Source organism: Rhodococcus sp. HNM0569 (genome assembly GCF_012726205.1).
Lineage (GTDB): Bacteria > Actinomycetota > Actinomycetes > Mycobacteriales > Mycobacteriaceae > Rhodococcus_F.
Map to the genome: position 1 here is coordinate 439,151 of NZ_JAASAE010000001.1, position 12,468 is coordinate 451,618.

A 12,468-nucleotide genomic window follows, 5' to 3' on the forward strand; every position below is an offset into this window, starting at 1 on the left:
CCCCGGCTCCGCTGTCTCGAGATGTGGTCAGGTCTTCTCGAGATACGACAGCCGCTCGGCGTCGAGCGACGAACCCACGAGCGCCGCGAGGCCGGGATGACGCTCGAGGCTCGGATCGTCCGTCACGACCTCCGTCGCGAGTGCGGCAGCCGCGGCGATCACGTCCTCGTGGCCGACGAGCGAGAGCAACCGGAGTGTGGTGGTCGCACCCGACTGGGCCGAACCGAGCACGTCGCCTTCGCGCCGCGTCGCGAGATCGAGTTGCGCGAGCGCGAAGCCGTCGTTGGTGGCCGCGACCTGCGACAGACGCTCGTAGGTCGGCCCACCGGGATTCATCTGTGTGACGAGGATGCACAGCCCCTGGTGTTTTCCGCGCCCGACGCGGCCGCGCAGCTGGTGCAGTTGGCTCACACCGAACCGGTCGGCGTCCATCACGACCATGACGGTCGCATTGGGGACGTCGACGCCGACCTCGACGACCGTCGTGCAGACCAGGACGTCGATGTCGCCCGCCGCGAATTCGGCCATGACGGCGTCCTTCTCGTCGGACGGCAGCCTGCCGTGCAGCAGGCCGACGCGCAGATCGGACAGGGTGTCGGCGCCGAGGGCGTGATACAGGTCGATCGCGGAGACGGTGGGGTTCTCCTTGCCGTCGGGGCCGTCCTCCCCGTCGCCTTCTCCCCCGTCGCCGATGCGGGAACACACGACGTACGCCTGCCGCCCCTCGGCGACCTCTTCGCGGATGCGCTCCCATGCCCGCGTGACCCACTGCGGTTTCTGGCTCGCGGGAACGACGTTGCTCTTGATCGGCGAACGGCCACGCGGCAACTCCCGCAATGTCGACACCTCGAGGTCGCCGAGGACGGTCATCGCGATCGTGCGCGGGATAGGGGTCGCGGTCATCACCAACAAGTGGGGGCTGATGCCTTCGCGTGCACGCGAACGCAGCCGGTCACGCTGCTCGACACCGAACCGGTGTTGTTCGTCGACCACGACCATGCCGAGATCGAAGAACTCGACGCCGTCCTGGATCAGAGCGTGCGTGCCGATCACGATGCCCGCATCGCCGGTGACGGCTTCGAGCATCGCCGCCCTCTTGTCGGCCGCCGACATCGAGCCGGTGAGCAGCGCGACGCGCGTCGCGTTCTCCGCGGCGCCCAGTTCCCCCGCCTTCCCCAGGTCGCCGAGCATCGCGCGGATCGACGTCGCGTGCTGCGTCGCGAGTACCTCGGTGGGCGCCAGCAGCGCACACTGACGCCCCGAGTCGACGACCTGCAGCATCGCGCGCAGGGCGACGATCGTCTTGCCGGAACCCACCTCACCCTGCAGTAGACGGCTCATCGGGTGCGGTCGCGAGAGGTCGTCGGAAATCTCGGTGGCGACGGCGCGCTGGCCGTCGGTGAGTTCGAACGGAAGTCGCGCGTCGAATGCCGCTGCGATGCCGTCGCCGTGCGGCGGGCACGCGGGCGCGAGGCGTTGAGCGTTGTCGTGTCTGCGGGTAGCGAGGACGAGTTGCAGCGCGAGTGCCTCGTCGAACCGAAGGCGATCGTGCGCCGCCTCGATCTGTGTGCGTTCGTCGGGCAGGTGGACGTCGTGCAGTGCGGTGCGGAGCCCGACGAATCCCTGCGCGTCGCGAATCTCGGCGGGCAGTGGATCGTCGATGTCGTCGAGCTGCTCGAGGACCTGCTGGACGCACGCGAGGATCGTCCAGCTCTCGACGTCGCGCGTGGCGGGATAGATGGGGATCAGCGGGCGTTCGAAGATCGACATGTCGACCTCGCCCCCGGCGCCCGACGCCCGGGCGATGCCCGCGAGCTGACCCGCGCCGCGGATGCGGCCGACCGTCATCACCGGGTCGGCGCCCTCGACGGGTTCGGGGAGCACCAGATAGCTGGGATGGGTGAGGCTCCACTTGCCGCGGAAGTACTTGACCGTGCCCGAGAACATCGCCCGCACGCCGGGACGGATGACGTGCTTGACCTTGTGCGGGTTGAAGAACGTGACATCGACCTTCTGTGTGTCGGTCGCGAGCACGACCTTGAGCATCGAGCCGCGACGGCTCTTCATGCGCACCTCGGCGGCAGAGACGACGCGCGCGACGATCGTGAGGTGCTCGCCCTCCGGTGGATCCTGTTCCGCCAGATCACGGCCCTGCGAGGCGTACCGCTGCGGATAGTGGCGCAGCAGGTCCTCGACGGTGACGATCTCGAAGGCGCCTTCCAGCGCATCCGCGTGCGCGCGGGAGACGATGCCGTCGATCCGGTCTCCGAGCGTTGCCATCGAGTCTCCTGCCGCTATTCGACGCCCAGCTGGAACAGGTCGCCGGGTTGTCCGCCGTCGTAGACCACCACCTCTACACCGGGGTACCGACTCTCGATGTAGTCGGTCAGCCCGTCGCAGAAGCCGTCCGGCTCCTCGGCGCCGCGCAGGAGCGTCACGAGTTCGCCGCCGCCGCTGCCGACCGCGAGGTCGGCAAGCCGGCGCGCGGCGCTCGCGACGTCGTGATCGATCACGATCACCTCGTGGCCCATGAGGCCGATCCCGTCGCCCGGCTCACACGTGCCGACGTAGGTGAGCGCCCGTTCGCGCGCGATGCGCAGCGAACCCCAGCGTGTCGACGCGGCCGCCTCCGACATCGTGTACGCGTCGTCGCGTACGTCGCGCGTACGGTCGTGGACTGCGAGCGCAGCGAGCCCCTGCACCATCGAGGACGTCGCGAGCATGAACACCTCGTGGTCCGAGTCCCGCGCCGCAGCGCTGACGGCCACCACCTCCTGAGGCGGCAGGGCGCCGTTCGGCAACACGAGCACCTGCCGCCGGTCCATCGCGCGGATCGCGTCGAGCAGCGCCGCGCGGGTGACGGACTCGTCGCAGCGCAGCACCGCGGCCCCCTCGGCGCCGAACAGGTCGGCGGCCGCGTCGCCCGCCGCGACCGCGAGCACTCCCCGCTCCGTGCGCACCGCATGCTCGACACGGGGCGTGCGCCTGCGTAGCTCGTCGACGACGAAGCTCGACACACGGATGTCGTGGATGCGGCCGAGCCCGAGACCTGCCTCGATCGCGGCGCCCGCATCGGTGCAGTGCACGTGCGCCGACCAGCATCCGTCGCCGTCGCCCACGATGACCACCGAATCGCCGATCCCCTCCAGCCGCCGGCGCAGCTCGCGTGCCGCGTCGGCATCGGTGTCCCCGACGAGATACATGACTTCGAAATCGTGGTCGGAATGATCGGCGCATTCGATGCTGCCGGGACGGCCGGAGGCCCCGGGCGTGTGTGCCCCCGCTCGCGGAGTCCGGCGCAGTGCGAGCTCGCGAGCAGGCGCGATGCCCGTGACGACCTCGACGAGCGCATCCGCGAGGACGACGAATCCGAATGCCCCCGCGTCCACGACACCCGCCTGATCGAGCGCGTCGAGTTGAGCGGGGGTGCGGCCGAGCGCGTCGGCAGCGGCATCGGCGACGACCACCGCGGACACCGCGAGGGGGACGGCGTCGTCGAGCGCCGACGCGGCGTCGGCAGCCTCACGCAGTGCGGTGACGATGGTGCCCTCGACGAGGAAGCTCACCGACTCCACGACGAGTTCGGTCGCACGACGCAGCCCGGTGCGCAGAAGACCGGTGTCGAATCCGGACGCATCCGGCTGTGCCTGCGCCGCGTCGGCGAAACCACGCAGCACCTGCGACAGGATGACGCCGGAGTTGCCCCGCGCACCGCTGACAGCACCTTTCGCGAGTGCCGACGCGAGCGCCACCCCGTCGTCGTCCGTGACGTCCTCGCGTGAGCCTGCATCGGTGACGGCCGCCAGCGCCGCGCGCATGGTGAACAGCAGATTCGTGCCCGTGTCGGAATCCGGCACGGGGAAGACGTTGAGATCGTTGATCTCGTCGCACCGCCTGGCGAGTGCCTCCACGCCTGCACGAGCCCACGCGACGAGCAGGTCGTCCGCCCGTCGAGGGGCCACGTACGCCGCGCGCTGCTCCGCCACCGTCACCGTCCTCTCGTCCCCGATCCGTAGCGCCAGCGTAGTCTCGGCACGAGCGCGGCGAGCACGTGGCCGAACGGCCGGCTCGCGCCCGCGGCGGGCGGTCGCATCGGGCCCGGCGCGGGCAGCCCTCGACCCCGGTTTGGCGTCGGACGTGCGGAACGGCTATTCTTGCACGGTTGCCTCCGACAGGGCGTCGTCCTTTTTCGTCCTCGTCGTCGGCGAGAACATTGCACGTTTCACCACTCGAGTTTCTATCCGAAGGAGTTCGCGACATGGCTGCCGTCTGCGACGTATGCGCCAAGGGCCCCGGCTTCGGGAAGTCGGTCTCGCACTCGCACCGGCGTACCAACCGTCGCTGGAACCCGAACATCCAGACCGTCCGCGCCGAGGTTGCGCCGGGTAACACCCGCAAGCTCAACGTGTGCACCTCGTGCCTCAAGGCAGGCAAGGTCACGCGCGGCTGACTCTCGCTCGTTCCGAGCGAACGTTTTCACGACGATGCCCCCGGCACTTCGAGTGCCGGGGGCATCGTCGTGTGTGCACGGCGGAACCGGTCGGCGTGTGCCCGACCCGTGCTGGGGCCCGTGCGGGCACGACCCGTAAGGTGCTGCCCGTGACTTCACCAGATCCTTCCGACCCCCGCTTCGACGGCACGAACGACCCTGGCGCCCTGGGCTCGGGGGCCGGAGCAGGCGACGCGGCCGGCACGGAGCGCTCGTACGTGCACTTCGAGGACGGCGTCCTCCGTATCACGGTCGCGACTGCCGCCGCGGGTTCGTCGCTCGACTCGGAGGGCGTCGCGCAGGGCACGCGCGCTCTCGAGGCCGCGGGCGACGATCTCGGCTGTGTGCTCCTCGTCGGCGAAGGCCCCAACTTCTGCGCGGGCGGCAATGTCGTGGGCTTCGCGAACGCGGAGAACCGCGGATCGCACGTCATGGCGGTCGCGGACTCGTTCCACGGATTCGTCCGCGCCCTCGACGCGACCGAGGTCCCGATCGTTGCGGGCGTCCAGGGCTGGGCCGCGGGCGCGGGCATGAGCCTGGTGTGCTGTGCCGACATCGCGATCGGTGGTCCCGCAACGAAACTCCGCCCCGCGTATCCGGGTATCGGATTCACGCCCGACGGCGGTCTCACGTGGTCGCTCCCCCGACTGGTGGGTCTCGGCCGCGCCCGCGAGATCCTGCTCACAGACGAGACACTCGGTGCCGACGAAGCGGCGCGCATCGGCATCCTCGCGCGCCTCGTGGGCGACGATCTCGTCCAGGACGAGGCCTTGCGGCTCGCGCGGACGATCGCGGCGGGACCGACGCCGGCCTACCGCGGCACCAAGGCTCTGCTGTCCGCCTCGCGCACCAGCACCCTCACCGAACAGCTCGACGCCGAAGCGGCCTCGATCTCGGCTGCTGCCGACACCCCCACGGGCCGTGAGGGCGTCGATGCATTCGTCCAGAAGCGCAGGCCCGATTTCGGCTCGGTCAAGCAGTACTGACCGCCACGGCGGCTGCCGTCCCGGGCCTCACGGCAGCCGCCAGTCGACGGGCTCCGCGCCCATCTCGGCGAGCAGTTCGTTCACGCGGCTGAACGGGCGCGAGCCGAAGAACCCGCGGGACGCGGACAGCGGCGACGGATGCGCCGACTCGATCGTCGGCACGTGCCCGAGCATCGGCTTCAGGGTGCGAGCGTCCCGGCCCCACAGGATCGCGACGAGCGGGCGTTCGCGGGCGACGAGAGCCCGGATGGCCTGCTCGGTGACCGCTTCCCATCCCTTGCCCCGGTGCGACGCCGCGGCGCCGGGCGCGACGGTGAGCACGCGGTTGAGCAGCAGCACACCTTGATGCGTCCACGGCGACAGGTCGCCCGACCGCGGGGTGTCGTACCCGAGGTCGGCGGAGTACTCGGTGAAGATGTTCGCGAGACTCCGCGGCACCGGACGCACCTCCGGCGACACCGAAAAGCTCAGCCCCACAGCGTGTCCCGGAGTGGGATATGGATCCTGTCCGACGACGAGCACTTTGACGTCGTCGAACGGCGCGGCGAACGCGCGCAACACGTTCGGGCCCGACGGCAGGTACTCACGCCCGGCCGCGAGTTCTGCGCGCAGAAAGTCCCCCATCCGCGCAACACGGTCGGCGACGGGTTCGAGCGCAGTCGACCATCCGGGTTCGACGAGTTCGGCGAGCGGGGCGGGCATCACGCACCCACCAGAGCCGCGGAGACTACCTCGGAATACGCTGCGGCACAGCATGGGTCGTGCCGCACCGCGGTGACGCACAGTGGACCGGAGGGCACGGGACGATCGTCGGAGACGTACACAGCCATGCGGGCAACCTATACCCGGAATGCCTGCCAGCCGCGGTCGCCCGCCCAGGGGTGACCGTCGACACGCACGAGCCCGGCGGCAGCGCGGGCCCCGTCGCCGGCGGCGGCGTCGGGCCGACCGTCCGACGACGTGACAGTGCCCACGCGTCTCCACCCCGGCGGCAACGCGGTCGCGGGTCCGAATGTGGCGGCGAACGCATGATCCTCGCCGCCGCCGAGTACCCACTCCCCCACGTCCACGGCGAGCAGGTCTGCGGCATCGCGAAGCTCGCGGTCCACCGGGATCGCGGCACGGTCGAGGTCGACGACCACCCCGGACGCGGTTGCGATGTGCCCGAGATCGGCGACGAGACCGTCGGACACGTCCGTCATCGACGTCGCTCCCGCGTCCGCGGCCGCAAGGGCTGCGTCGTAGGGCGGCTGCGGGACACGGTGCGCCGCGGCGAGCGCGGGATACCGGTCCGCGTGCCCTGCGACGAGCAGTGCCAGCCCCGCCGCCGACGCGCCGACCGGGCCCGCGACGGCCACGACGTCCCCTGGTCGTGCCCCCGAGAGTGTGACCGGTGTGCGGTCGTCGAGCGAGCCGAGTGCCGTGACCGACACGACGAGCGCGTCGGCCGCCACGAGGTCGCCGCCCACGACGCCGGCGCCGAGTTGCTCGGCCGCGGAACCGATACCGTGGGAGAGATCGTCGAGCACGTGCGCGGGGGTACTCGGCGGGCAGCCGAGTGCGACGACGAATGCGGTCGGGCACCCGCCCATCGCGGCGATGTCGGCCGCATTCTGCGCGACGGCCTTGGCGCCGATCTCGTACGGGGAGGACCAGTCGAGCCGGAAATGTCTGCCCTCGACGAGCATGTCGGTCGACACCAGCACTCGTCCGTCCGCGGCGGCGACGAGCGCGGCGTCGTCGCCGGGGCCGACGAGCGTGGTGGCGGGCTGGGTGCGCCCGTGGACGGAGCGCGCGATGACACCGAACTCCCCGACGTCGGACACCGTGGCGCCCGCCGCGTCGTCCGGTCGGTCGTCTTCCGGTCGGTCGTGAACGCTGATGCGCGGGCCTCCTGATCGGCGCGGACGCGGCGGACGGTAGTTTCGGTGCTGTACGCAGGACTCTACCGACCCGCCACCGGCCCCGGTCTCGGGCGGCCGGGGCAGAGCAGGACGCAGCACGGTGCACGGTGACAGCCCGGAACAGCACGAGACGCCGGAATCGCACGGCCCCGAAGACACCGGCGCCGCCGACGCCGACTCGAGCCGCAACACCTCCGGCCGTCATCCCGCGGTCATCGCGACGGCCGTGGCGCTGCCCGTCGCACTCGTGGTGGGCCTGATCGTCTCGGCGCTGCTCGCAGGGCGCAATCCCGAACGTGAGCCCGTCGCACTCGGTCCTGTACCCGCACCGGCCGCGCCTTCCGCGGAGTGCGGCACGCTCATGGCCGCACTGCCCGACCAGCTGGGCGACTTCGACCGGGCCGAGCTCGTCGAACCCGCACCGGAGGCGACCGCGGCGTGGCAGCAGGACGAGGGCGAGCCGATCGTCCTGCGCTGCGGGCTCGACCGCCCGCTCGAGTTCGATCAGGCGGCCGCGCTCCAGGTCGTGAACGGCGTGCAATGGTTCGAGGTGTCCGGTCAGGACGTCGGGATGGCGTCGAGCAGCTGGTTCGCCGTCGACCGCGGCATCTACGTGGGTGTCACGATCCCCGACGGCACCGGCCCCACTCCCCTGCAGGATGTTTCCGACACGCTGTCCGCGGCCCTGCCGCAGCAGCCGCTCGACCCGGCACCTGTCGGCTGATGGGGGCCGTCTCCGGTGTCGCCGACGCAGCTCAGCGCAGGCCGGTGCCCCGCGCGAGCGCGGTGTCGACGAGGGTGGTCAACAGCGTCGGGTAGTCGACTCCCGCGGCGGCCCACATGCGCGGGTACATCGAGATCGGTGTGAACCCGGGCATCGTGTTGATCTCGTTGACGACCGGACCGTCCTCGGTCACGAAGAAGTCGACGCGTGCGAGCCCCTGGCAGTCGAGCGCACGGAACGCACGCACCGCGTACTCGCGGATCTGGTCGGACACGTCGTCGTCGAGCTTGGCCGGCACATCGAACTCGCACACGTCGTCGAGGTATTTCGTCTCGAAGTCGTAGAACGCGTCGCCTGCGTCGTCGGTGTCGGGCATGCGGATCTCGGCGACGACGCTCGCGCGGACGTCGCCGTCCGGGAACTCGAGGACACCGCACTCGACCTCGCGGCCGACGATGCCGCTCTCGACGATGACCTTGGGGTCGTGTGCCCGTGCGTGTGCGACAGCCGCGTCGAGGCCCTCCCACGACGTGACGCGGGTGATCCCGATGGACGATCCCCCGCGAGCAGGCTTGACGAAGACCGGCAGGGTGAGCGTCGCGCGCTGCTCGTCGGTGAGCGTCTCGTCGTGCGGCCGCAACACGATCTGGCTGCCGACGGGAATGCCGTCGGCCGCGAGCAGCTTCTTCGTGAACTCCTTGTCCATGCCCGCCGCGCTCGCGAGCACACCGGGGCCGACGTACGGGATGTCGGCGAGCTCGAGCAGCCCCTGGATCGTGCCGTCCTCGCCGTACGCACCGTGCAGCACAGGAAAAACGACGTCGACCGACGCGAGCACATCGCCCGCGCCGTCGCCGCCGAGCGCGACGAGCTCGCCCGAACGTGTGGGATCGGCGGTGAGTACGAGGGGCTGTCCGTCCGGGTCGACCGCAGGCAGTCCCCGCGCGGAGAAGGTCAGCGCCTCGAGATCCGCCGCGCTGGTGACCCAGGAGCCGTCGGGGGTGATCCCGACCGCGACGACGTCGAACCGCTCGGGGTCGAGGTGGGCGAGGATGCTCCCTGCCGACACGCAGGACACGGAGTGCTCGTTGCTACGCCCACCGAACACGACGGCGACGCGGGTGCGGGTTGTGCTCACGGTGCAAACGGTACCGGCACGACCACGCCGACGCCGCACACGGCTCGCCGCTGCGCGGGCGCAGCGTGCCCGCAGGCACCGGCGTCAAGCGAGGCGGTCGAGCGCAGCCTCGATATCGGCGACGAGGTCGATCGTGTCCTCGATGCCGCACGAGAGCCGGACGAACCCGGGGGCGACCTGATCGCCCCAGCGCGCCCGGCGATCGGCGGTGGTGTGGATTCCGCCGAAGCTCGTCGCGGACGTCACGAGCGTGCTCGCGTCGACGAACCGATGGAAGGCATCCGCCGACGGAAGGTCGAACGCGACGAGGCCACCGAATCCGGTCATCCGACGCGTCGCGACGGCGTGCGCCGGGTCGCCGGGCAGTCCCGGATACCGCACTCCCCGCACCGCGGGGTGCGCCTCGAGCAGCCGTGCGAGCGCGAGCGCGTTGGTGTTCTGCCGCTGGATCCGCAGTCCCGCCGTGCCGAGGCTACGGACCGCGAGCCAGGTCTCGAACGGGCCGAGCACGCTGCCCGAATGCAGCCGCTCGCGTTCGATCGTGGCGGCCAGCGCGCTGTCGGTGGTCGCGGAATACCCCATGAGGAGATCGCTGTGGCCCGACAGTGACTTCGTGCCGCTCGCGACCACGACGTCGGCGCCGAGCAGCAATGGCTGCTGCCCGAACGGTGTCGCCGTCGTGTTGTCCACGGCGAGCAGCGCGCCGTGCGCGCGGCACCGGTCCGCAAGGGCCGGCAGATCCACCACGTCGAGAGTCGGATTGCTCGGTGTCTCCGCGAGTACGACGGCCCGGCCCGGCGCCTCCGCAAGGGCCCGGTCCACCACGTCCTCGTCACCCAGTGCGGCAGTGGCGATCTCGTGCACCGTGACACCTCGGCTCGCCAGTTGCTCGTGTGCGTAGACGCGCACCTGGTAGTAGCCGTCGGACGGCACGACGACCGTGTCCCCCGTGCGCAGCAGTGCGCGCAATGTCGCGGTGATCGCGGCCATTCCCGAACCGAACACGCGGACGTGGATGTCCGCGGAATCCACGCCACGGCCCGGGTGTTCGAGCGCGCCGAGCGCGACCTCGAGGTCGCGCCACCCCGGGTGCGACGCACGCGCGTACGTATCGGATTCGGAGCCTTCGTCTTTCCCGAGATGATAGGGCGCTGCAGGCACCGGGCCTCGCGTCATCGGCAGGCCGGCAACGGGTTCAGTGGCCACCGCTGCGACGGCGCGCGTCGAGGAGCCCCGCGGGTGGGCGTCACCAGTCATGGCGGAACTCGGGTTTCGTGCGCCTGCCGAGCAGTTGTCCGATCGCGTCCTGCACCACGAGCCCTTCGTGACACACGCGGTCGACGGCCTCGGTGAGCGGCATCTCGACGTCGTGACGCGCGGCGAGCGCACGGATCGAGGTGCACGACTTGACGCCCTCCGCCACCTGACCGTGCGTCGCGGCCTGGGCGCTCTCGAGCGACCCGCCACGGCCCAGACGTTCGCCGAACGAACGGTTGCGTGAGAGCGGCGAGGCGCAGGTCGCGACGAGGTCGCCGATACCGGCGAGGCCGGCGAAGGTGGCAGGCTTGGCATGTACCGCGACGCCGAGGCGGATGATCTCCGCGAGACCGCGCGTGATGATGCTCGCCTGCGTGTTGTCGCCCAGTCCGACTCCGGCCGCCATGCCGCACGCGAGCGCGATGACGTTCTTGCAGGCGCCTGCGATCTCGCACCCGATCACGTCGTCGGTCGTGTACGGCCGGAAATAGCCGGTGGCGAACAGTTTCTGGAGGCGTTCGGCGCGGGTGCGATCCCCGCACGCGACGACGGTGGCGGCCGGCTGCCCCAGCGCGATCTCGCGCGCGAGGTTGGGACCGGAGAGCGCCGCGATCCGTCCGGGCTCGGCCGCGGTGACGTCGGCGATCACCTCGCTCATTCGGGCGAGGGTGCCGGTCTCGATTCCCTTCGCCACGCTCAGCAGTGTCGCGTCGGGCGGCAGGAGTCCTCGCCACTGACCGAGATTGCCGCGCAGCGACTGCGACGGGACTGCGAGGACGACGACCTCCGCCCCGTCGGTCGCGCGAGCAGGATCGTGCGTCGCGCCGACGTTGTCGGGCAGCCGGGTACCCGGCAGGTAATCGGGATTCTCGTGGTTCTCCGCGATCGCGAGCGCAACGGATTCGCGCCGCGCCCACATCGTGACGTCCGAGCCGGCATCCGCGAGCACCTTCGCGAGCGCGGTGCCCCACGACCCCGCGCCCATCACAGCCACCCTGCTCACACGACCCCCTCTGCCTTCACCACTCGGCCGTTCCGGTCGGCCGTCCGGCGACCGACGCATCGGCCTCCCACACTATCGCCCCCGCCCGGTCGGACGGCCCCGCTGCCCGTGTCCGCACAGCGGCACCGGGGTTACTGGCAAGATCGGACGAGTGCACGTCCTCGTGGCCGTCAAATCCCTCGAACTGGCCAAGTCCCGCCTCGCCGCGCATCTCGACGCGCGCGCACGCTCGGGGCTGGTGCTCGCGATGCTCACGGACACCGTCTCGGCCGCCCTCTCGGTCGACGTCGTGGAGGCTGTCACGGTCGTGACCCCGGATCCGGCCGTCGCCCGGGCCGCGACGCAGGCGGGTGCGCTCGTCCTCGCCGAGCCGGCGCTGCCCGCGCTCCCGGGCACCGGCCGGACACACCACCTTGCCGCCACGCCCGAGCAGGGACTCAACGACGCGGTGCGCGCCGCGGAGCGACACGTGCGTCGCACGGGTTACCCGGGCGGTGTCGTCGCACTGCAAGCGGATCTGCCTGCGCTGCACGCGCACGAGCTGCGGGACGCACTCGGGTCGGCACCGCGCGGCCGCTCGTGCGTCGTCGACCGGCACGGCACCGGCACGTCGGCTCTGCTGGCCTCGGGGGCCGAGTTCGCACTGCACCCGTGCTTCGGCCCGCACTCGGCCGCCCGGCACCTCGCGTCCGGCGCACGCGCGCTCGACGGCGACTGGCCCGGACTGCGTACCGACATCGACACCGTCGACGATCTCCGAGCCGCTGCGGACGTCGGGCTCGGCGTCGCCACTGCCGCGATCGCGGCGGAGATCCCGTGTCTCGTGGGCGGTGCCGGCTGAACAGACGCCCCTCGTCGGCGAACCGGCCGACGCACGCGCGGTCGCCCGACGAATTTGCCACATCGATTGTCGGTAAGCGTCCACGTCGGGGATGATCGGAGAGTGAGCAATCGCGAGATCCTGCAA

At 71.0% G+C, this 12,468-nt stretch carries 11 protein-coding genes; 4 read left to right on the forward strand and 7 right to left on the reverse strand.

The window, feature by feature from the left end; translation table 11 throughout:
- Positions 1-27: 27 nt before the first annotated feature.
- Positions 28-2,280 carry an ATP-dependent DNA helicase RecG gene (recG, locus tag HCA44_RS02050; RefSeq protein ID WP_169646836.1) on the reverse strand — a complete coding sequence of 751 codons (2,253 nt, stop codon included), beginning with the start codon at positions 2,278-2,280 and terminating at the stop codon, positions 28-30.
- 14 nt (positions 2,281-2,294) lie between these two features.
- On the reverse strand, positions 2,295-3,986 hold the full coding sequence (locus tag HCA44_RS02055) for a DAK2 domain-containing protein (RefSeq protein WP_346764524.1): 1,692 nt from the start codon (positions 3,984-3,986) through the stop codon (positions 2,295-2,297).
- A 272-nt stretch (positions 3,987-4,258) separates the two neighbouring features.
- Between HCA44_RS02055 and rpmB the strand changes: the two genes are divergently transcribed.
- The gene (gene rpmB, locus HCA44_RS02060) at positions 4,259-4,450 is read left to right on the forward strand and encodes a 50S ribosomal protein L28 (RefSeq protein ID WP_084385504.1); all 192 of its coding nucleotides are present in this window, start codon (positions 4,259-4,261) and stop codon (positions 4,448-4,450) included.
- A gap of 257 nt (positions 4,451-4,707) precedes the next feature.
- Positions 4,708-5,475: an enoyl-CoA hydratase-related protein gene (locus tag HCA44_RS02065; protein ID WP_169646925.1), complete on the forward strand. Its 768-nt coding sequence runs from the start codon at positions 4,708-4,710 to the stop codon at positions 5,473-5,475.
- A gap of 27 nt (positions 5,476-5,502) precedes the next feature.
- On the opposite strand, the gene HCA44_RS02070 is transcribed toward HCA44_RS02065, so the two are convergent.
- Positions 5,503-6,180, reverse strand: coding sequence for a uracil-DNA glycosylase (locus HCA44_RS02070; RefSeq protein ID WP_346764525.1), 678 nt, complete (start codon positions 6,178-6,180; stop codon positions 5,503-5,505).
- Between the two features lie 134 nt (positions 6,181-6,314).
- Positions 6,315-7,301, reverse strand: coding sequence for a thiamine-phosphate kinase (locus tag HCA44_RS02075; protein ID WP_169646838.1), 987 nt, complete (start codon positions 7,299-7,301; stop codon positions 6,315-6,317).
- A gap of 178 nt (positions 7,302-7,479) precedes the next feature.
- On the opposite strand from HCA44_RS02075, the gene HCA44_RS02080 reads away from it, so the two are divergent.
- The gene (locus tag HCA44_RS02080) at positions 7,480-8,103 is read left to right on the forward strand and encodes a DUF3515 domain-containing protein (protein ID WP_169646839.1); all 624 of its coding nucleotides are present in this window, start codon (positions 7,480-7,482) and stop codon (positions 8,101-8,103) included.
- A 31-nt stretch (positions 8,104-8,134) separates the two neighbouring features.
- Here the strand turns inward: HCA44_RS02080 and HCA44_RS02085 are convergent, their stop codons facing one another.
- The 3 genes from HCA44_RS02085 to HCA44_RS02095 all read right to left on the reverse strand — a co-directional run bounded on the left by HCA44_RS02085 (position 8,135) and on the right by HCA44_RS02095 (position 11,501).
- Positions 8,135-9,241, reverse strand: a complete 1,107-nt coding sequence (locus HCA44_RS02085) for a D-alanine--D-alanine ligase family protein (RefSeq protein WP_169646840.1) — start codon at positions 9,239-9,241, stop codon at positions 8,135-8,137.
- A gap of 84 nt (positions 9,242-9,325) precedes the next feature.
- The gene (locus HCA44_RS02090; RefSeq protein ID WP_169646841.1) at positions 9,326-10,498 is read right to left on the reverse strand and encodes a cystathionine gamma-lyase; all 1,173 of its coding nucleotides are present in this window, start codon (positions 10,496-10,498) and stop codon (positions 9,326-9,328) included.
- A complete protein-coding gene (locus HCA44_RS02095) occupies positions 10,488-11,501 on the reverse strand; it encodes an NAD(P)H-dependent glycerol-3-phosphate dehydrogenase (protein WP_169646842.1) in 1,014 nt (337 codons plus the stop codon). The genes HCA44_RS02090 and HCA44_RS02095 overlap by 11 nt, the downstream gene beginning before the upstream one ends.
- Positions 11,502-11,652: 151 nt before the next feature.
- Here HCA44_RS02095 and cofC point away from each other — a divergent pair, with 151 nt between their 5' ends.
- Positions 11,653-12,342, forward strand: coding sequence for a 2-phospho-L-lactate guanylyltransferase (gene cofC / locus HCA44_RS02100; protein ID WP_169646843.1), 690 nt, complete (start codon positions 11,653-11,655; stop codon positions 12,340-12,342).
- The last annotated feature ends 126 nt before the right edge of the window (positions 12,343-12,468 follow it).

Excerpts from the sequence above, each read along its gene's own strand:
- recG (WP_169646836.1), bottom strand. The coding sequence starts at position 2,280 with ATGGCAACGCTCGGAGACCGGATCGACGGCATCGTCTCCCGCGCGCAC.
- rpmB (WP_084385504.1), top strand. The coding sequence starts at position 4,259 with ATGGCTGCCGTCTGCGACGTATGCGCCAAGGGCCCCGGCTTCGGGAAG.
- HCA44_RS02090 (WP_169646841.1), bottom strand. The coding sequence starts at position 10,498 with ATGACTGGTGACGCCCACCCGCGGGGCTCCTCGACGCGCGCCGTCGCA.